Here is a 19,361-nt window from a genome sequence, read left to right as displayed (position 1 = left end):
CTGTCACCTGTCACCTGTCACCTGTCACCTGTCACCTGTCACCTGTCACCTGTCACCTGTCACCTGTCACCTGTCACCTGTCACCTGTCACCTGTCACCTTTATCAGCAAAAATCACGCGATTGCAGTTCAAAAAGGTGGATTGAATAGGAGATCTATGAACCTTGAAGTGTAAGATGTAGTGGCAATATTGAATGTTAGAAATACAATGATGGTGCTTGTCTTTGGGATAGTGCTCGTCTTTGGCTTTTCCTCATTTTTAGACAATGTCTATAAGAGCGAAATATAAAAATGCCAATGCAGAATTTTCATTTTAATATTGAAAGTGCAAACCATTTCATAGCGGGTTATACTAAGGGAAAAAACAGCGCCTTTGTAAAAATCAATATATTGATTTATAAAGATAATTTATTGTTTTGTAACTTGAATGAGCGCTCCAAATACAGTAAAATTCTCTCATTTCAGACCTGTTGATATTGAATCCATCATAACCATTGCCTTGCATGTTACAAGTGAGGTTGGTGTGTGGATGAAATCATTTAAGAAAAGGGTGAAAATGCCTCTTCTGCCTCTTCTCAATGCAAGAGCAGTCGCAACATTAGGCTTTAGCAAATATCAAATATAAGAATATGGTGGGTAGCTTGTAACTTCATAAATGTAAAAAAGAGGATGGCAATGGATTTTACACAATATCCTCTGCGGAATGGGGTCGTGCGAGGGATTTGGGAACAATAATGAGGTGTTTCTTTGAAAACAAAGGCTTATAAATGTTGCTACAAGTTCTTAGTTGATAAAGTTATTGCAGCGTTTGTTTCTATAAGATAGACACAGATTCATCTGTGAATACATATTGTTGCTAGAGAAAAACATGTCATCAAAACAAGAAAAAACCAAAGCTCGCTTACCCCGTGGTTTTATTGATCGCACAAGCGCACAGCTTTATGCAACTGAAACAATGATTGCGCAAATTCGTGAAGTTTATGAACTTTACGGTTTTGAAGCGCTTGAAACGCCAATTTTTGAATATACAGATGTATTGGGCAAGTTTTTACCTGATTCAGATCGTCCAAACGCAGGTGTTTTTTCGCTACAAGATGATGATGAACAATGGATGTCTTTGCGCTATGATCTTACTGCGCCCCTTGCGCGTTATTTTGCAGAGAATTTTGAAACTTTACCAAAACCTTATCGCAGTTATCGTCTTGGCTTTGTTTTCCGCAATGAAAAACCCGGGCCAGGGCGGTTTCGGCAATTTATGCAGTTTGATGCGGATATTGTGGGAACACAAACGGTAGCAGCTGATGCTGAAATTTGTATGATGGCAGCAGATAGCTTAGAAAAATTAGGATTTCAGCATCATGATTATGCCATTCGCCTTAATAACCGAAAAATTCTAGAGTGCGTTTTAGAGAAAATTGGTTTGGGGGGGAATGAGCAGGTTGAAAAGCGCTTAACTGTCTTAAGAGCAATTGATAAACTGGATAAATTTGGTCCTGAAGGTGTGCGTTTGCTTTTGGGTAAGGGGCGTTTGGATGAAAGTGGTGATTTTACAAAAGGAGCGGAGCTTAAGGACAAAGAGATTGATTGTATTCTTTCCTTAACCGCTGCTGGGGCTGAAACAGCAGAGGAAACACTTGATGCTCTTAAAAAAGTTGTTGGTGATCATGCTCAAGGACTTGAAGGGATTCGTGAGCTTGAGGAAATGCAGGCAATTTTTGCTGCAAATGGCACTCAGAATCGTATCAAAATTGACCCATCGGTGGTGCGTGGGCTGGATTATTATACAGGTCCTGTTTTTGAGGCTACATTGCTTTTTGATGTTTTTAATGATGATGGACAAAAGGTTGTTTTTGGCTCAGTTGGTGGTGGTGGACGCTATGATGGGTTGGTGGCACGCTTTCGTGGTGAAAACATTCCAGCAACAGGTTTTTCAATAGGGATTTCACGATTGATAGCTGCTTTACAAAACCTTGGAAAGTTGCCTATGAAGGAGACGACTGGGCCGGTTGTGGTGCTGATGATGGATAAAGAGCCAGAGGTGGTTGCACGATATCAAAAAATGGTCATGCAGTTGCGCCATGCGGGAATTCGTGCTGAACTCTATTTGGGGGCATCGGGGATTAAAGCGCAGATGAAATATGCGGATCGGCGCCAAGCGCCTTGTGTGGTGATTCAAGGATCACAAGAACGCGAGAGCAGAAAAATACAGATCAAAGATTTGATTGAAGGGACGCGATTATCTCATGAAATTAAGGATAATCAAACATGGCGCGAAAGTCGACCAGCACAAATAACAGTTGATGAAGAACAATTGGTCAAAGCAGTACAAGATATTTTAGCAGCCCAAAGGCGGTCATAGTAAAAGTCTTTATAGAAGCGATTATTCAAAATATTTTGGAAATTTGAGATTCAATTTTTAAGATCTGTATTTTGCTCGTTTAAGCGTTCTTATACACGCGTTCAAAATCGATTTTTGAGCCCGTGCGGCATAAAAGAGAGATTTTGTTAAGAGTGAAAAAAGCCCTATTCACTATAAAACGCGTTCTTCTGAGATGCGATGATAACATTTTAATGAACAAAAACACTGAAAAAATTCAAGGGTTTCACGTAAGGCCCCTTCCTAAAAGTTTATAAAAATATTGAAAGTTCATAGTGGCTTAGCCTTTGAATTCGCATTTATTGGCATCAAATGCTTTGTTGTTCTTTTGTTGACAGCACAAAATCTAGTATTATTGAAAGATAAAGAGGGCTAGAGCGTTTTATCCTAAAAAACTTTTTTAAGTTTCAAAAAACAATCAAATGATTTAGATCGAATAACTTTTACAGGAAAATATTGGGGTAAATTGTAAGATGCTATAATAGTAACTTGTTGATAATGTGCATCTTTTCATAAAATGAATGCGTTAATGGAGAAATATAATGCTCCAATACGATTTTACTCTGCTCTATGAAAAGAATCCTTTTATTCTTGAAAAACTTGAGGATATTAAAAAATTATTTCAGCGTCCTCCTTCAAACTTTGGATTTAAAGATCTTCCCCTAAAGCACATTTTCAGGAGCGTCCGATAGTCGGTGTATGATCTTTGGGCTCTCGTTTATTGGGATGAAAACTTTTTTTGTTCTGTTGTGGCAAGTGAGGAAAATGTTAGATGAAGATGAAGTGGATTTATGATTTTATCAGGTAACATGAGATCAGCCTATTCTCGATGCGTTTTTGATCTGTGACTTTTCAACTGAAGAACCAGAATACCTTAATTTTGCAACTTTTAAAGAAGGTATCAAGGAATGAGACCATAACAAAATTGTAGCGAAGGGAACAAAAAAAGACTGTTATTTCATAAATTCGGATATTTGGGGGCTTGCCAGATGTGATGAACACTCTGAGTTTGACAAAGATGATGATGAAATGGATGCGGTTTTCACAGCAGAATCTCAAAATAAAAAGTTACTTTAGCAGTTGTTTTTTTAACTTAAAAAGAAATTTTCACTCTAAGAGTCAAGGATTTTAAGAAAATAAAATTGAGGACGAACAATACACAGTGCCGTATCAAAAGTGATTTTTGGGTGAGAGATGGATGAGATTGTTATACGGGTGGCTGTTTTTTGCCGGTAGAGCTCTTTGATGCCCATGATGATGGGTGTTTCCTTTAGCGTTCATGACAAGGGATGGTTATCTTTGGATTTATTGGTGGGGGCGGGTGTTATGAGAGGTTGGTTGTGTGCTTTTCGTGGTAAAAATATTTCAGCTACGTTTTTTACGCTTAAAAATTCATAAAAGACAAACGGCACAAAGTTCTCTTTCCAAAAGAATTTATGCCGTGAAGTTTGTGCGTTTTAAACGCGTGATTTGTTTTAAAATTAACCTTTTAAGGCTTTTAAAACATTTTGTGGTGAAGAGATTTCATAAGGATCTGTCGTGCAATTGTCTGAAAAACCTTCTTCTTCAAACCATTTTTCAATCATACCATCATTAATAACAGCAGCATAGCGCCATGAGCGCATTCCAAAACCGATATTGTCTTTGGCAACAAGCATACCCATTTTGCGGGTGAATTCACCGGAACCATCAGGAATTAATTTTACGTTTTTGATGTCTTGTGCTTTCCCCCAAGCGTTCATGACAAAAGCATCATTAACGGAAAGACAATAAATTTCATCAATGCCAAGTTGCTTAAATTCATCATAGAGTTTTTCAAAATCGGGCAACTGAAAGGTTGAGCAAGTAGGCGTAAAAGCGCCAGGAAGAGAAAAAAGGATAACGCGTTTTCCTTTAAAGTACATATCACTGTTAACGTCTTGCCACCGATAAGGGTTATCTCCACCAACTGAGTCATCACGTACACGTGTATGGAAAGTGACATCGGGAACTTTTTTTCTCATCATAATTATGCTCCTATATTTTTTGGGAGTTGTGTTTTAAAACAGTGTTTACGTTTAAAAGCGTGTTGGAGGGTGCATTTTAAACCAATCATATATTGTGATAAGTTTGCAAGTATTTCATTCTTGCGTCAAGTAGAATTAATCGTTTGATGGATGTGCAGTGTAAAATCGAACGAACTCATATGAAGGCGTCACCATGACTATAACGACAGTTTTGACAACGGCTTTTGGAGATCAAAAACTAGGAACATCTGGTTTGCGTAAAAAGGTATCGGTTTTTCAACAGCCCCATTATGTCGAAAATTTTCTTCAATCCATTTTTAACAGTGCTGGACCTTTTGAGGGCAAATTGCTCATTCTTGGGGGTGATGGACGCACTTTCAATCGGACACTGATTCAGCTTGTGTTGAAAGTGGCGGCAGCTAATGGTGTTGCGCGTGTTAAAGTGGGAAGAGAAGGCATTCTCTCTACGCCTGCTGTTTCACATCTTATTCGCAAATATCATGCCTATGGTGGACTTATTCTCTCAGCGAGTCACAATCCTGGTGGTCTAGATGGGGACTGTGGCATCAAATACAATATTTCCAATGGCGGACCTGCTCCTGATGCTTTGTGTGAGGCTATTTTTGCAACATCACAGCGTCTTTCTTTTTATAAGATCGTTGAGGCTCCAGATATTGATTTAAGTAAGCAAGGTATAACCTTTGTAGGGCCTATGCAAGTAGAGGTTATTGATCCTGTTGCCGATTATGTGGATCTGATGCAGGAGATTTTTGATTTTGATCGCATTGCCAAAGCAGTTATAGAAGGGCTCACTTTGCGCTTTGATGCGATGCATGCAGTCACAGGTCCTTATGCGCATGAAATTTTTGAAAAATGTTTAGGGTTTTCTGAAGGAACGGTAGTGAATGGTATTCCTTTGCAAGATTTTGGAGGAAAGCATCCAGATCCCAATTTGGTTTATGCTAAGGACCTTTATGACTTGTTGATGAGTGATCAAGGTCCTGATCTTGGAGCTGCGTCTGATGGTGATGGTGATCGTAATCTCATTATCGGTTGTAAACAATTTGTTACACCTTCTGATTCCTTGGCTATCATGGCAGATCATGCTCATCTGATTAAAGGGTATCGGCATGGTATTGCTGGGATTGCTCGCTCTATGCCAACAGGGCGTGCTGCTGATCTCGTTGCTGAAAAAAAAGGATTAAACTTTTTTGAAACACCAACGGGTTGGAAGTTTTTTGGGACGCTTTTGGATGCTGGAAAGGTCACCTTTTGTGGTGAAGAAAGTTTTGGAACGAGCTCTCATCATATCCGCGAAAAAGATGGTTTATGGGCTGTTTTGTTTTGGTTAAATCTTTTAGCGGTGACAGGGAAAACTGTTGCACAAATTGTGCAACAGCATTGGCGCACCTATGGGCGCTTTTACACTTCACGGTATGATTATGAAGAAGTAGAGGCAGATAAAGCTTATGCGATTATCGAGCAGTTGCGGGCACATTTACCAAAGGCAGGAATGGAAATTGCTGGACTTAAGGTCGAAAAAGCAGATGATTTTACTTATCATGATCCCGTTGATCACAGTATCAGTACAGGGCAGGGAATACGCATTTTTTTTGAGAACGGAGCACGGCTCGTGGTGCGCTTATCAGGGACAGGAACGGTGGGAGCTACCGTACGACTTTATTTTGAGCAGTTTGAGAGCGATCCACGCAAACACAATCAAGATCCGCAAAAAGTTCTCCAACCTTTGCAGAAAGCCGCTGTGCAATTGTTGAATATACAGAAAAAATTAGGTCGCGAGCGACCCGATGTTATCACATAAAAGAGCTGTTTTATGTTGTCTCTTGTGGGGAGTATTATTGCTTCACAGGGAATTGGGGGTGACTTTTCTGCCATGATGGAAGATTCCCGTTCATTTTTAAGAGGGGTTTAGTTTACACTAAGTTTGAGCGCGGATTGGATTTCAAAAACTAAATGGCGATAAGAGTTGGATGGTGAATGCTCCAATATTCTTATAAAAAGGTTTTTTAAGCAGGACGGTAGCCATTTGTTTTTGCAGGTGGAGTCTCTTTGGGAGATCAGTTGGCCAGTCATATCATCATCTCCCGCTTTCTACTTTTCGTGCTTTGGTGCGTAAAATTTGTGTGATTTCTATGCGCAAAAAGTTTTCCAATCTTTTTGACAGTGTTTGGCAGGGCTTATGTGTTTTTTAAAGAACAGGCATGGCTCGTGGTGCACTTATCAGGAACAGGGACGGTAGCAGCATCTTACGACTTTGATTTTGAGCAGTCTGAGGGTGATCCACGCAAATACAATCAAGATCTGCAACGAGTTGTCCCACCTTTGCAATAGAGGGCGTTTAAACTGTGAAATATGCAATAAAAACCGGACCTCGAACGGTCCGATATTTTTGCTGTTTGTTTTGAAGGAGTTTCTATCTCATTGCTTATTGTGGTGCAATCATCTTTTTAGGATCAACTAGGCGGTCATAATCAGCAGCAGAAACTCCAGCTTTTATTGCTTCCGCACGCAAAGTTGTATCATTTTTATGTGCTGCCTTGGCAATTTCAGCAGCTTTTTCATAGCCAATTTCTGGTGCAAGAGCTGTCACTAACATGAGAGAGCGTTCCATGAGAGAGTGAATATGGACTCTATTGGCGCGTAATCCTTGGATGCAATGTTCATCAAAAGAGCGCATACAGTCACCAAGAAGCGTAATCGACTGCAAAACATTATAACCAATAACAGGCTTATAAACGTTGAGTTCAAAATGTCCTTGGCTTGCGGCAAATGTTACACTGGTATGATTGCCAAAAACTTGGCATGCGACCATGGTTAAGGCTTCACATTGCGTGGGGTTAACTTTTCCTGGCATGATAGAAGAACCAGGCTCATTTTCTGGAAGGCTTAGTTCTCCTAAACCTGAACGTGGTCCTGATCCCAAAAACCGAATATCATTCGCAATTTTAAACAGATCAGCTGCTAATGCATTCAAGCTCCCATGGAAATGCGCAAGAGCTCCATGATGGGCGAGTGCTTCAAATTTATTGTTTGCAGTTTGGAACGTTATCCCTGTGAGGGTGCTCACTGTTTGCGCAAAAGCAACGTCAAAACCTTTTGGTGCATTCAATCCTGTGCCAACAGCAGTGCCACCTTGAGCAAGCATTTGGACATCAGTTAGAGCACTTTCAATGCGTTGGTGATTAGCTTCTAATGCAGCACGATAACCTGAAAATTCTTGCCCTAAGGTCAAAGGTGTTGCATCTTGTGTATGCGTGCGGCCGATTTTAATGATGTCGGCAAATTCTTGTTCTTTTTGTTTTAACGTGGCAATGAGAGCTTCAAGGATAGGCAGTAAGTGTTGGCGTGTTTGTAGCGTGGTGGCAATATGAAGCGCTGTGGGAAATGAATCGTTCGACGATTGGCTCATATTGACGTGATCGTTGGGGTGAACCGGTTTTTTGCTGCCAAGTTTTCCTCCTAAAATCTTACTAGCACGATTAGCAATGACTTCATTGACATTCATATTGCTTTGTGTGCCAGAACCTGTTTGCCAGACGGAGAGTGGAAAATGTGTATCGAAATCGCCGGCAAGCACTTCATCAGCTGCTGTAATAATTGCTTTCCCAATGTTTTGTGGGAGCTTTCCTTTGTCTATATTGACAAGCGCTGCAGCTTTTTTGATAAGACTTAAGGCATAAATGATGGCAAGAGGTTGTTTTTCTGTGCCAATGTTAAAATTATGCAGAGAACGTTCAGTTTGTGCGCCCCAATAACGGTCTTGACGTACCGAAATCGTTCCAAAGCTATCAGTTTCCTGACGTGTTTCAACCATGGTAAAATCCTTTTATGTTCACGGTTATCCTTAAACAAGTAGATAACGCAAAATAGAAAAAAGAGGCAAGGCTTTGAAGCTTTTTATGAGAAATTATTTTAGAGACAATCCTTGACATTTGAGAGTGGCAATTTTATATTCCGATTGTTGTTAGCACTCATGCTTAAAGAGTGCTAACAAGGACTTAAGATTAATTCAATTATATTAAGTTTTAAGGATTTAAAATATGGCTAACATACAATTCCGCCCACTTCACGATCGTGTCGTTGTTCGTCGGGTTGAATCTGAAAATAAAACTGCTGGAGGGATTATTATTCCTGATACAGCAAAGGAAAAACCTCAAGAAGGTGAAATTATTGCTGTTGGCAATGGTGCTCTCGATGACAATGGAAAGCGTGTGCCTTTAGAAGTGAAAACAGGAGATCGTATCTTGTTTGGAAAATGGTCTGGAACCGAAGTAAAAATTGATGGTGAAGACCTCCTCATCATGAAAGAATCTGACATTATGGGAATTTTGGGGTAATTCAGCCTCTCAATACTTTCATTTTGTATTATTTAGGACACAACTCCAAGGAGAAATTAAATGGCTGCTAAAGAAGTCAAATTTGGCCGTGAAGCGCGTGAGCGTTTGTTGCGCGGCGTTGATATCCTTGCTAACGCTGTTAAGGTAACACTCGGCCCTAAAGGTCGTAATGTGGTGATTGACAAATCATTTGGTGCACCTCGCATCACAAAAGATGGTGTTTCCGTTGCAAAGGAAATTGAACTCGAAGATAAGTTCGAAAATATGGGTGCGCAAATGTTGCGCGAAGTTGCTTCTAAAACCAATGATATTGCTGGTGATGGAACAACAACTGCAACCGTTTTGGGACAAGCTATTGTACAGGAAGGTGTAAAAGCCGTTGCTGCTGGCATGAACCCAATGGATCTTAAACGTGGTATTGATGCTGCTGTTGAAGAAGTGGTGGCAAGTCTCTTCAAAAAAGCCAAGAAAATTCAAACTTCTGCAGAAATTGCACAAGTGGGAACAATTTCGGCTAATGGTGCTGAAGAAATCGGTAAAATGATTGCTGATGCCATGGAAAAAGTCGGCAATGAAGGCGTTATTACCGTGGAAGAAGCAAAAACTGCTGAAACGGAATTGGAAGTCGTTGAAGGTATGCAGTTTGATCGTGGATATCTTTCACCTTATTTTGTCACAAATGCTGAGAAAATGGTGGCTGATATTGATGATCCTTACATCCTCATTCACGAGAAGAAATTGTCTAATCTACAATCTCTTCTTCCAGTGCTCGAAGCTGTTGTTCAGTCTGGTAAACCTCTTCTTATTATCGCTGAAGATGTGGAAGGTGAAGCTTTGGCAACACTCGTTGTCAACAAGTTGCGCGGTGGTTTGAAAATTGCTGCAGTGAAAGCTCCAGGATTTGGTGATCGCCGTAAAGCCATGTTAGAAGATATTGCTATCTTGACATCGGGTCAGGTTATTTCTGAAGATGTTGGCATTAAATTGGAAAATGTCACTTTAGATATGCTTGGTCGTGCAAAGAAAGTGAACATTTCTAAGGAAAATACCACGATTATTGATGGTGCTGGCCAAAAAGCTGAAATTAATGCACGCGTTAATCAGATCAAGGCGCAGATTGAAGAAACAACTTCTGACTATGACCGTGAAAAATTGCAAGAAAGACTGGCTAAACTCGCTGGTGGTGTAGCTGTTATCCGTGTTGGTGGTGCCACAGAAGTTGAAGTGAAAGAAAAGAAAGATCGCGTTGATGATGCCTTGAATGCAACACGTGCTGCTGTGGAAGAAGGTATTGTTGCTGGTGGTGGAACTGCGTTGTTACGTGCAGCAAATGCGTTGACTGTTAAAGGAAATAATCCTGATCAAGAAGCTGGTATCAATATTGTGCGCCGTGCATTACAAGCACCAGCACGTCAAATTGCAACCAATGCCGGTGAAGAAGCAGCAATTATTGTTGGCAAGGTGTTGGAAAACAATGCTGACACATTTGGTTACAACACCGCTACGGGCGAATTTGGTGATTTGATTGCTTTAGGAATTGTTGACCCTGTGAAGGTTGTGCGTTCTGCTCTTCAGAATGCTGCTTCAATTGCTAGCCTTCTTATTACTACAGAAGCCATGGTTGCTGAAGTGCCAAAGAAAGATACTCCAATGCCTCCAATGCCTGGTGGTGGAATGGGTGGAATGGGCGGAATGGATTTCTAAGCCCTTTTATAGAGGTAAAAGAAAACGGGCCATTGTGCCCGTTTTTTTTTAGGCTTTTTCACCTTCTGTACATTTTTAAGTTTCATCGGGCGTGGTTTCAACATGAGGAAAGGCTATAAGATGATATTACAGCCATATTATCCCTTTAATGAATTCCAAATTTTATCAGGATGCGCGGTTGCGTTTGGTATTGGGATATCGGATTTAAAATAGATGAGGAGTTTTCCGGTGGGCTTAACTTCTATTAATTTGCATCTTTGTTGTTTTCTTCTCGTAAAGCGTGTGTGATTGTTGGCTTAAATTATGGTAGGTAGGCACGGTTCGATGTGGTACCATGTTTCTCCTCCTTACATTTAGGTGCAATTCATTTGTGGCGTGAATCACGCATGTGTTGAAAATTTTCGTTGGGGTGGTGGGAGGCATATGGGCACTCCCATTTTTTAAAAATCTGCAAGTTTATTTGTTAGATATGCTTCATTTTATATTTCCAATCTTTTAATTGTGTAAGAGCCAAGGCTATTTTCCCTCTATGACACATGCTACATTGGCTTCAAAACAGGTGATTACGATGCGCTTTTTGTTTAAAAAAATTTGATATAATTTTTTTATTGCACAAGAATTATTGTTGAGAGTTGTATTTTGATAGTCTTCAAAAAGGCGCTCATAATCTTTTTGTGTTTTCAAATTTCGTCGTTTTTCAGAGGCAATTCCAAGTTCAGGCCTATGCAGATATTCAATACCAATGTTGCTTACAGCTTTTTCTAATTTTCTTTTCGAAAATCCGTGTTTTCTACTTATTGGATTTTTACGAACATCACATAAAATTTTGATATCGTTTTCTATGAGACAATCTTGATAATTCTCAAGAGACTTTCCTTTATAGCCAATGGTAAAAAACAAAATTCCTCATCTTTAGCAGGCTTTATGATAATGTGTTTGATGTTACACACGTTTCATTTCCTTATATAAAAGTGAGGGCTTGAAGGCGATAAATCACTCCGTTGGGGTTTCGTATCATGCGCAAATAAGCAAGTGCTCTAAAAACTCTCAAGATATTATTGCTCACGATAATTCATTGCTGATCACGTTGAAGAAATCTCCCGAATATCGTAAGGTCTTGTTCTTTCAAACCCTCTTATATTTTTTAAATCAATAAAAATCATAGGCTTGCACATCACAAGAAAGAGCAATATGAGAATAAGGGGGCGTTTAAGAATGGCAAAAAATGCTGCCTATGAAGCTCTCAATGCAAGAGTAATATTGTGCTAGCAGATCTTGTTTTTACCAGTGTGTTTTTTTTCTCGTTCAATTTAGTATTTTTATGGGGGGAGGGTTCTTCTTTTTGGAATTTATAAAATTAACCATCTCAGTTTTGTTTCGTTGCTTTTAAACTCGAGTGCTCCAAATATTTTCTGGTACTTCACTATGCATTATGTCGTTAAAAGGATTTCGATTTCATAAGACAATATAACATTATAACTTTCATTATTTGCTGTGATGGTCTGTACCTATAATGCATGCTTATCGTCTTTTTAATTTATAAATTTTCTATTTTGTAGAAAATCTTTTATGCATTTGTAGAAAATCTTTTATGCAACCTTTGTAGACAGTTTCAAAATATATCGTTTAAAAAAGCGGTCTGTGTTGTGATGGTATTGCGATAACAGTTTTAGTATTTTACGTTCACCATTTTGCTGATGGCAATCTTTATATTTTTTAATCCGATTAACAATCCAATTCTTAAAATAAAATATAATCTTTCAACGTATTGCAAGCTTGCATTATGATAGCTTCAAACGATTGAAATTTTAACAATGCGGTTTTTGGTGGGATGAAAACGCATCGTAAAATTTATAAGCTATCTGAATAATAGCTGCTTTGCATTTTATTTGAATACTCACATACGTTATAGCATTTGTATCATGGTTTTCTTTTGATGCTCTGTTCACCGCATGGAGGAAATTTTTTATAAAAATCATCAACTGAATCACGCATTAAGGTGTGGATTCTGATGAGTATTTAGGGAAAGTAAATTCATTTAAGATATTGATTTTTTGTTTTTTTAAAGTTTATTGTGTGGATTCAATAAGCTAAGACTTTTCATATACAATAGCGTGTTTGGTGAGTGTTTTGCTATTATCACATAGACAATGAGCATGTCTTGCTCTATTGAACACTGATTGAGATGGTGTTTTTTGAGTCAAAGAGGAAATCTTATGAGCCAATATCCCAAATGTCCTCAATGTGGTGGTCTTTATACTTATGAAGAGGGTGATAATTTTGTGTGTCCTGAATGTGCACATGAATGGTCCCAAAAGAGTGAAGAATCTCCTTCCGATGTCGTTTATGATGCTCATGGTCAGGTTTTGGCGAATGGGGATAGCGTGATGGTGGTCAAAGATCTTAAAGTAAAAGGCGCAGCATCCGTTCTCAAGAGTGGTACTAAGGTGAAGAATATTCGCCTGGTGGATGGGGATCATAATATTGACTGTAAGATTCCTGGTATTGGTCAGATAGGTTTAAAGTCGGAATTCGTTAAAAAAATTTAATTGGTATAAAGTTTATAAAGCACTTTCTTGCTTTTGTTAAAGCGCATTTGCTTGCGATGAAAGTATAGGGCGCACAATTTCTTCCATTCTTTTAAAGTTTTCAAATCTCATGAACGAACTGTCTTAGAAAAAAGAAATGGTATGTAGATGATATAAAATATGTCAATAATCATCTTCACCTGTAGTGTTAAGGGGTGTTATATCTTTATTTTTCTTCATTTTTATAACTCCAGTAATTCCAGTGGAAATAATGAATGCAGACATAGCTAAAAAAGAGCTCACTAATCCCACCAGTGCAAAAAGTCCAGCAATAAAGCCAGATACTGCTTCAGCAGAGTTCGCTAAAGTTGAAAAGGTTCCAAAACTCTTCCCATAATCTTCACGACGAGAGTATAATTGAAGAGATGAGACTAAACTAATATCTACAAATGCACCCATAAATCCTAAAACAAAGGCTAACACGAGAAGGAGTTTTAAAGAATGTGTTGCAGCTAACGGCATAATAAACATAATAATCCCATAGAGAAGCCAAAATACCATGAGCTTCAACGATGTAATATTGAATATCATTTTACTATATAAAAAACCACCTACAATAGTTCCCACAGCAATGAGAGAAAATATAGAACTTACAAAGCTTTCCTCTCCACCTAGCGACAGAACAAAAGCTGGAATTAAAAATCTTAAAATTGCACCAGTAAAGAGAATAGCAAAAGACGAACCAACGAGCGTAATAAATAAATTATTATTTTCTGTAGAAATATATTTAAGATAGGAAAATGTTTCTCGATAAATTTTTATAAAATGGAATGATTTCTTCTCATTTGAATTTAAATTTGTGAGATTAAATAACACGATAATAGATAGAAAATAGGTAAAAAAATCAAAAATGAGGACTGTCGATTTATTAGCTAAAAAAAGCAGTACCGAACAAACTAAAGCGCCAATGATGGATGCAGTTTCTTCTATAATTTGTGAAGTGCTATTTGCCTTTGTCAGATCATTTATTGAAAATATTCTTGGAATAGCAGCTTGAAAACTTGGTTGAAAAAGACTTCTTCCTATGGTTGTACATATTGCTGCAAAAATAAGAACAATAATATGTGCACTTCCTGTTATATAGGTTATAGAAACGAATAATGAAGCTAATAATCTCGCAAATTCACTGAAGATCATATTTTTTTTTCAAAGAAAAATTATCAGCTAACCAACCTCCGATAGGACCAAAAAAGAGAAAAGGGATAAATCGAAAAAAATACACAAGACCTGTAAAAAGGTAGTTATCTGTTAATTCTAAGACAAGTAAAATAAAAACAACTTCATAAGCAGTATCACCAACTTTAGAAATAAAGAGAGAAAAAAAAAGAGATAAGGGACTCTTTTTTAAAAATAAATTCATATCAACCATCTGGTATTAAAATTTTCTACACTTAAAGTTAAACGACCTTTAATAAAATTGGGATATGAAATTCAAAAGAATCGTATATTTAAATAAATCGCTTAATAAGTTAAGAGAAAACTTTTACAGAAATATGCGTCACGGTACAATAATTTAGAATAATATCAAGAAATATAATTATTTTTCTTTCTTCGTTACTTTTTTAAAAAGACAAGAATATAAAAACTATTAGATCAAAATTTGCTATATTATTACAATAAAGAGCTCACTTTTTTTTGATAAGAATGGATAAAATCAACACGAGTAAACAGGGAACCATATCTCTTTTTGTCAAACCGGCACTATCATTCTCTTTGCCAGCCCCTTATGTTGCAACAGCTCTTGCTGACGACGATTGATAAGAGGCATTTTTACTTCTTATCTCAAACGATTTTTATCCACACACCTATCTTGCTTGTGATGTGCAAGGGAATGGTTTTTTTTGATTCAATAGAAGAGGGTTTGAAAGAAGAGAACTTTACGATATTCGGGAAACTTCTTCAACGTGGTCAGCAATGAATATCGTGATCAATTAATGTCTTGAGAGTTTTTAGAGCACTTTTCTCTTTGCTAAAGCGTCTGTGTGTGGGCTGGAGGCTTATCTGGGATAAGAATTTTTTTCAATTCTCTTGCATTTTGTGTTAAAGGAAGCAGGTCTACTTCAAGATGCTGCTATCCAATTAAAGGGAATATATCTTGGTTATATATTGTTGCAATGGCATGTGTTGGAGTGGCTTGGTCTTAAGAAAAAAAACTCTATGGAGTGATGTTTTAGTATCTATGGTATTTTGTAAGATCTTACTCTTGTTTATTGCGGCATGGCTTCAACACCTAAAACTTCTGGGATAAAATGCCGTAAAAGATTTTCAATACCATTTTTCAGTGTTGCTGTTGAAGAGGGGCATCCAGCGCAAGCTCCCCGCATATTGAGGTAAACAATACCATTTTCAAAACCGCGGAAAGTAATATCTCCCCCATCATTAGCAACCGCTGGTCGAACACGTGTTTCTAGTAGCTCCTTAATTGTTAACACAATATCAGCGTCTTTTTCGTCATAAAATTCTTCGTTAAGAGCGTGTGTTTGCGCTTGTGATGTGGCGTTAGTGGTAATAACAGGGTCATTGGAGAGAAAATGTTCCATGATTGTGCCCAAAATGGCAGGTTTGAGATGTTGCCATTCACCGTCTTGCTTGGTTACAGTGATGAAATCATAGCCTAAAAAAACACCGCTGACATTTGGAATATTAAATAATTTAGCAGCTAAAGGTGAATTTTTAGCAGCTTCTTCACGGTCACGAAACTCTAACACGCCTTCAGAAAGTACGACACGACCTGGCAGAAATTTAAGTGTTGCAGGGTTTGGCGTCGCTTCAGTTTGAATAAACATTCATTCTCCTGTTATTAAGGCTCAAAAAAGATCATTGAACCTCTAATATTGTATTTTAGGCAATAGATTCAATATCTTCATCGGCAAGATTACTTGGAATGACGGTAACAGGGACTGAAAAAGCTGTTCCCCTGATCCCAATTAATTGGACAAGCGGTCCTGGTCCTTCTGTATGTCCACTGGCAGCTAAAATAATGAGTGCAATTTCTTTATCTTCGTCGATTAGTTTGGAAATTTCATCAATTTTTTTGCCCTCACGAACAATGATTTCTGTTTCAAGGGCATGGGTCATGCGTACTTCATTTGCGATGTCTCCCAATACTCTATGGGCAGTTTGCGTTGATTCTGTTCGCATGACATTGTTGACACCTAGGAAATGTTGAAATTCTATACTATCAACGACACAAAGCAACACTAATGTTCTGTTGGTATTTTGGGCATGCTGTGCGGCAAAAGCAACGGCACGGCGACACTCTGGTGTTTCATCAATAATGACTAAAATTTTCCGCTTGTGATCTGTTTTCAGATTTTTTCGCTCAGAAACCATGGGGGTTTTCTCTATTTTTTACAGACAAATTTTTTATTCTTTACGGTTAAAGCTTTATTGTTTCATGTATTTTACAAAAATCCAACAATTTCACGGATTTTTTTCATATTTTTTTCTGCTAGAGCACTGGCACGCTCTGCGCCATCACGCAAAACAGAGTCAATATAAGCGCTTTCTCGATGCAGCCGACGGAGTTCTTGTGTGATCGGTGCAAGTTTATGGACGGTAAGGTCGGATAAGGCTGTTTTAAACAGCGAAAATTGTTGTCCGGAAAACTCTGAAAGAGCTTTTTCCTTACTTATTTCTGCAAAAGCCGCATAAATACCAAGTAGGTTATTGATTTCTGGTCGTTGTGCTAAGGCTTCAAGAGTATCGGGAAGAGGGGCGGAGTCGGTTTTTGCTTTGCGTATTTTTTTTGCAATCAGGTCAGCATCATCCGTCAAATTAATGCGCGAAAAATCAGAAGGATCTGATTTTGACATCTTTTTTGTACCATCGCGCAAAGACATAATGCGTGTAGCTGTTTCACCAATAAGCGCTTCTGGCATTGGAAAGAAGCCTTGTCTTTTTTCCTCACCCACTTGCAAAGAGATACCAAAGTTTAAGTCTGCAATACGGCAAGCGTAGTCGTTGTTGAATTTTTGCGCAATATCACGTGTCAGTTCAACGTGTTGCTTTTGATCTTCTCCCACAGGAACATGTGTGGCACGATAGAGTAAAATATCGGCTGCCATTAAACTTGGATAGGCAAAAAGCCCAAGGGATGCTTGTTCGCGGTTTTTGCCTGCTTTATCTTTAAACTGTGTCATGCGTTGAAGCCAGCCAATACGGGCGATACAGTTTAAAATCCATGCCAGTTCGGCATGTTGAAAAACGTGTGACTGGTTGAAAATAATTTGTTTTTTAGGATCAATACCGGCAGCTAAAAAAGCTGCTGTGACTGTTCTGGTTGATTCAGTCAAGGTGCGTGGATCAGGGGTTACTGTGAGCGCATGCATATCGACTACGCAATACAGGCAATTATACGATGTTTGCAGTTCAACCCAATGCTTGATGGCTCCAAGATAATTACCAAGATGTAAGTGTCCACTTGGTTGTACGCCAGAAAAGACAAGCGGTGTGAAAGTATCCATAGGAGTGTTCTTTCTTAAGTGAAGTTATTCGTTTTGTATTTTGTGACAAAGCCTCTTTCTGAAAGCAAGATAAAATATTATAGGCGTTTTTTAAGATTTTTAAGGGTAAGAAAAAAAGAACGGGGATCAAGTAAAAAATAGGCAATACAATAAACCAAGAGAATGATAACCATTATTCCTGTTAAGGTGCTGATGCGCAAGAGAAATGATGCTTGTGTGGACAAAGAAAAAGATAAAAAGCCAAGCACATTAATCGCATAATAGAGGAGCAGAGCACTCAAAACCGTGACAGTTATGAGACATGCAATTCGTTTTATCAATTGTGCGTCGTATTTCCAATAACCACGTTTGAGGAGGACAATACAAAGCAACACAGTGTTAACCCATCCAGAGGTAATTTCAGCAATAACAATGCCACGTGCTGACAAAATTGGAAATAATGTTAAGGCTATACTGATATTGATGAAAACACAAATGCCAGTAAAAATCATTGGTGTTTTTGTATCTTCATGAGCAAAGAAATTAGGAATAAAAACCTTTATCAATACAAAAGCTGGAAGTCCTAGTCCATAAAGTCCAAGGAGTTGTGCAACATAGTGTGTTGACTCACTGGTAAATTGCCCACGCTCAAAAAGCAAACTAACAATGGGTGTGGAGAGCAGCAGGAAAGCCACTGATGCAGGTAATGTTAACAATAGGGTGAGTTCAATAGAGCGGTTTTGCAAATCATGGGTTTCTTCGTGCTTTTTGCTGCGGAGTGCCCTTGTTAGTTCTGGCAAAAGAACGGTGGCAACGGCAATTGCTATCACGCCTAGTGGCAATTGATAAAGGCGATCAGCATACATCAAAGAGGATACGGCACCCGATTGACTGGAGGCAATGTTGGTATTGATTAATAAATTGATTTGCGTAATCCCTCCTGTGATAGCAGCAGGGAATGCTAAAGTTAAAAGCTTACGAACATTAGGGCTGAAATGGGGACGGCGAAAGAAAATTTTCATTCCACTTCGACGCAAAGCAATAGCGATTAAGGCGAGTTGGAGAAGCCCCGCTGCGAGAACACCCCAAGAAAGATTTAAACCGATATGCCAAGCGTCAAGTTGATATATCCAAGCATAGGCAAGAACGCTAATCAAAATAATATTCAAAAAAAGTGGGGCTATGGCCGCAATAAAATAGCGCCGCAAGGCATTCAACATACCTCCCATCATTGCTGCTAGAGACATGCAAGTTAAATAGGGAAACATGATTGCGGTAAAATGAATTGTGGCGTTAAATTTTGTGGCGTCTTCTGTAAAGCCTGGAGCTATGATTGTTCGTACCAAAAAAGGCATACTTAATTCCATGGCAATGGTTAAAAGTAACAGCAGCGAAAAGAGAACGCCAAACACCTCTTCTGCAAATTTGCATGCAGATTCCTTACCATCTTCCGTAATTTTTTTTGCAAAAAGAGGAACAAAAGCCGCATTAAAGGCGCCTTCAGCAAAAAACCGGCGGAATGTATTAGGAAAACGAAAAGCTGCATTGAACGCGTCGGAAACAGGACCCGTTCCAAGGGCTGCTGCCATCAGCATTTCGCGTATAAAGCCAAAAATACGGCTCATGAGGGTTCCGGAGGCAACAGTTGCAAATTTTTTAATCAGGGTCATAAAGATATATCGGGTTTATCATAAAGGAGCGGTGATGAAAAAATAACTAAAACCATTTTAAATCGTAAAAATCTGATGAGCATGCCAATACAATCATATATTGTTAAAGCGTTTTACGATGGTGTTTATCATTCTGTCAACAAGGGTGCTTATTATACTCTTTGAGTTTGTTTTTTTATTGCTTCCTTACAGTTTGTATTATCTTTATTAAAAC

14 protein-coding genes and 1 pseudogene are annotated in these 19,361 nt (G+C 38.5%); 7 read left to right on the top strand and 8 right to left on the bottom strand.

Annotated features, from left to right (window positions below):
• Positions 1–867: 867 nt before the first annotated feature.
• Together hisS and MCQ_RS09405 are read left to right on the top strand one after the other, a co-directional pair.
• Entirely contained in the window at positions 868–2,358 is a 1,491-nt protein-coding gene (hisS, locus tag MCQ_RS06460) for a histidine--tRNA ligase (protein WP_006924293.1), read from the top strand.
• Between the two features lie 1,263 nt (positions 2,359–3,621).
• A complete protein-coding gene (locus tag MCQ_RS09405) occupies positions 3,622–3,774 on the top strand; it encodes a hypothetical protein (protein ID WP_006924291.1) in 153 nt (50 codons plus the stop codon).
• 83 nt (positions 3,775–3,857) lie between these two features.
• Here the strand turns inward: MCQ_RS09405 and MCQ_RS06455 are convergent, their stop codons facing one another.
• The gene (locus MCQ_RS06455; RefSeq protein WP_006924290.1) at positions 3,858–4,382 is read right to left on the bottom strand and encodes a peroxiredoxin; all 525 of its coding nucleotides are present in this window, start codon (positions 4,380–4,382) and stop codon (positions 3,858–3,860) included.
• 193 nt (positions 4,383–4,575) lie between these two features.
• Between MCQ_RS06455 and MCQ_RS06450 the strand changes: the two genes are divergently transcribed.
• Complete coding sequence (locus MCQ_RS06450) at positions 4,576–6,204, top strand: alpha-D-glucose phosphate-specific phosphoglucomutase (protein ID WP_006924289.1); 1,629 nt, start codon at positions 4,576–4,578, stop codon at positions 6,202–6,204.
• Positions 6,205–6,584: 380 nt separating this feature from the next.
• On the top strand, positions 6,585–6,734 hold the full coding sequence (locus MCQ_RS09225; protein WP_159052275.1) for a hypothetical protein: 150 nt from the start codon (positions 6,585–6,587) through the stop codon (positions 6,732–6,734).
• Between the two features lie 94 nt (positions 6,735–6,828).
• Here MCQ_RS09225 and fumC read toward each other — a convergent pair whose 3' ends face one another.
• Positions 6,829–8,217 carry a class II fumarate hydratase gene (gene fumC / locus MCQ_RS06445; protein WP_006924287.1) on the bottom strand — a complete coding sequence of 463 codons (1,389 nt, stop codon included), beginning with the start codon at positions 8,215–8,217 and terminating at the stop codon, positions 6,829–6,831.
• A gap of 226 nt (positions 8,218–8,443) precedes the next feature.
• Here fumC and groES point away from each other — a divergent pair, with 226 nt between their 5' ends.
• Positions 8,444–8,740 carry a co-chaperone GroES gene (groES, locus tag MCQ_RS06440; protein WP_006924286.1) on the top strand — a complete coding sequence of 99 codons (297 nt, stop codon included), beginning with the start codon at positions 8,444–8,446 and terminating at the stop codon, positions 8,738–8,740.
• 60 nt (positions 8,741–8,800) lie between these two features.
• Entirely contained in the window at positions 8,801–10,444 is a 1,644-nt protein-coding gene (gene groL, locus MCQ_RS06435) for a chaperonin GroEL (protein ID WP_006924285.1), read from the top strand.
• 516 nt (positions 10,445–10,960) lie between these two features.
• Here groL and MCQ_RS06430 read toward each other — a convergent pair.
• Positions 10,961–11,344: a DUF488 domain-containing protein gene (locus tag MCQ_RS06430; protein ID WP_006924284.1), complete on the bottom strand. Its 384-nt coding sequence runs from the start codon at positions 11,342–11,344 to the stop codon at positions 10,961–10,963.
• A 1,316-nt stretch (positions 11,345–12,660) separates the two neighbouring features.
• Between MCQ_RS06430 and MCQ_RS06425 the strand changes: the two genes are divergently transcribed.
• Entirely contained in the window at positions 12,661–12,993 is a 333-nt protein-coding gene (locus MCQ_RS06425; RefSeq protein ID WP_006924283.1) for a zinc ribbon domain-containing protein YjdM, read from the top strand.
• A gap of 162 nt (positions 12,994–13,155) precedes the next feature.
• Here the strand turns inward: MCQ_RS06425 and MCQ_RS06420 are convergent.
• From MCQ_RS06420 to murJ, 5 genes and pseudogenes are all read right to left on the bottom strand, one after another.
• Positions 13,156–14,392 (bottom strand): annotated as a pseudogene (locus MCQ_RS06420) (MFS transporter).
• A gap of 847 nt (positions 14,393–15,239) precedes the next feature.
• Entirely contained in the window at positions 15,240–15,818 is a 579-nt protein-coding gene (locus MCQ_RS06415; protein ID WP_006924280.1) for a NifU family protein, read from the bottom strand.
• Between the two features lie 55 nt (positions 15,819–15,873).
• Positions 15,874–16,365: a universal stress protein gene (locus MCQ_RS06410; protein ID WP_006924279.1), complete on the bottom strand. Its 492-nt coding sequence runs from the start codon at positions 16,363–16,365 to the stop codon at positions 15,874–15,876.
• Positions 16,366–16,436: 71 nt separating this feature from the next.
• On the bottom strand, positions 16,437–17,498 hold the full coding sequence (trpS, locus tag MCQ_RS06405; protein WP_006924276.1) for a tryptophan--tRNA ligase: 1,062 nt from the start codon (positions 17,496–17,498) through the stop codon (positions 16,437–16,439).
• A gap of 77 nt (positions 17,499–17,575) precedes the next feature.
• A complete protein-coding gene (murJ, locus tag MCQ_RS06400; RefSeq protein WP_035008088.1) occupies positions 17,576–19,147 on the bottom strand; it encodes a murein biosynthesis integral membrane protein MurJ in 1,572 nt (523 codons plus the stop codon).
• Between the last annotated feature and the right edge of the window lie 214 nt (positions 19,148–19,361).

The organism is Candidatus Bartonella washoeensis Sb944nv (assembly GCF_000278135.1).
Taxonomy (GTDB): Bacteria; Pseudomonadota; Alphaproteobacteria; order Rhizobiales; family Rhizobiaceae; genus Bartonella; species Bartonella washoeensis.
Note: the sequence above shows the minus strand (reverse complement) of the source record. Positions and strands in the feature narration are given on the sequence as shown.

Excerpts from the sequence above, each read along its gene's own strand:
- MCQ_RS06425 (WP_006924283.1), top strand. The coding sequence starts at position 12,661 with ATGAGCCAATATCCCAAATGTCCTCAATGTGGTGGTCTTTATACTTAT.
- MCQ_RS09405 (WP_006924291.1), top strand. The coding sequence starts at position 3,622 with ATGCCCATGATGATGGGTGTTTCCTTTAGCGTTCATGACAAGGGATGG.
- MCQ_RS06415 (WP_006924280.1), bottom strand. The coding sequence starts at position 15,818 with ATGTTTATTCAAACTGAAGCGACGCCAAACCCTGCAACACTTAAATTT.
- fumC (WP_006924287.1), bottom strand. The coding sequence starts at position 8,217 with ATGGTTGAAACACGTCAGGAAACTGATAGCTTTGGAACGATTTCGGTA.
- MCQ_RS06410 (WP_006924279.1), bottom strand. The coding sequence starts at position 16,365 with ATGGTTTCTGAGCGAAAAAATCTGAAAACAGATCACAAGCGGAAAATT.
- groES (WP_006924286.1), top strand. The coding sequence starts at position 8,444 with ATGGCTAACATACAATTCCGCCCACTTCACGATCGTGTCGTTGTTCGT.
- murJ (WP_035008088.1), bottom strand. The coding sequence starts at position 19,147 with ATGACCCTGATTAAAAAATTTGCAACTGTTGCCTCCGGAACCCTCATG.
- groL (WP_006924285.1), top strand. The coding sequence starts at position 8,801 with ATGGCTGCTAAAGAAGTCAAATTTGGCCGTGAAGCGCGTGAGCGTTTG.
- MCQ_RS06450 (WP_006924289.1), top strand. The coding sequence starts at position 4,576 with ATGACTATAACGACAGTTTTGACAACGGCTTTTGGAGATCAAAAACTA.
- MCQ_RS06455 (WP_006924290.1), bottom strand. The coding sequence starts at position 4,382 with ATGATGAGAAAAAAAGTTCCCGATGTCACTTTCCATACACGTGTACGT.
- hisS (WP_006924293.1), top strand. The coding sequence starts at position 868 with ATGTCATCAAAACAAGAAAAAACCAAAGCTCGCTTACCCCGTGGTTTT.
- trpS (WP_006924276.1), bottom strand. The coding sequence starts at position 17,498 with ATGGATACTTTCACACCGCTTGTCTTTTCTGGCGTACAACCAAGTGGA.